Source organism: Burkholderia sp. DN3021 (assembly GCF_049805555.1).
In the GTDB taxonomy this organism is placed as follows: domain Bacteria; phylum Pseudomonadota; class Gammaproteobacteria; order Burkholderiales; family Burkholderiaceae; genus Burkholderia; species Burkholderia pyrrocinia_C.
In genome coordinates this window covers 1-516 of the sequence record NZ_JBNCAB010000285.1, presented here as the reverse complement: position 1 = coordinate 516, position 516 = coordinate 1, and the positions used below count along the sequence as shown (strand labels likewise).

At 60.3% G+C, this 516-nt stretch carries 1 protein-coding gene; it reads left to right on the top strand.

The annotated features are described in order from the left end of the window. A partial coding sequence (locus tag ACPUER_RS37115) for a DUF2334 domain-containing protein (protein ID WP_425133623.1) occupies window positions 1-516 on the top strand: 516 nt, incomplete at both ends.

Sequence of the window (516 nt, the reverse complement as noted above, 5' to 3'; positions counted from 1 at the left end):
GCAGCGACTATGAGTTCTGGTATGCGGTCCAGAACCGTCCCGTCGATGAGGACTCCGTTCAATGGGCGGAAGGCAGGATGGCCGAGGGCATCCTCGAGTTCACGGCCAACGGCTACAAGGTCGTCGGCTGGGCCGCGCCGCAGTACCAGATGTCGCCGAATGCGGCGGCGGCCACTGCCCTCACGTTCCCGACGACGTTCCAGCGGGCCGTCTACTACACCGCGACCAATCCGCAACTCGGAACGGGGGCAGCCAACCAGGATTTTTCGGCCGGGCAGTTCTTTCCGTACATCATCAACGCCGATTACTACGGGCAGCGGATCATCCCGGAGAACCTGGGCAGTATCCAGTACAACATCTGCAATACCGACCCGTTCTCGTGTATCTCGTATCCATGGCAGCAGCTCGTCACCAATGCTCAATACGGTTTGGCGGTGCGGGACGGTTTCGCGTCCTTCTTCTTCCATCCGTACTGGCTTGAACCCGATCTTGGATTGCCGGCCTACCAGGACTTCC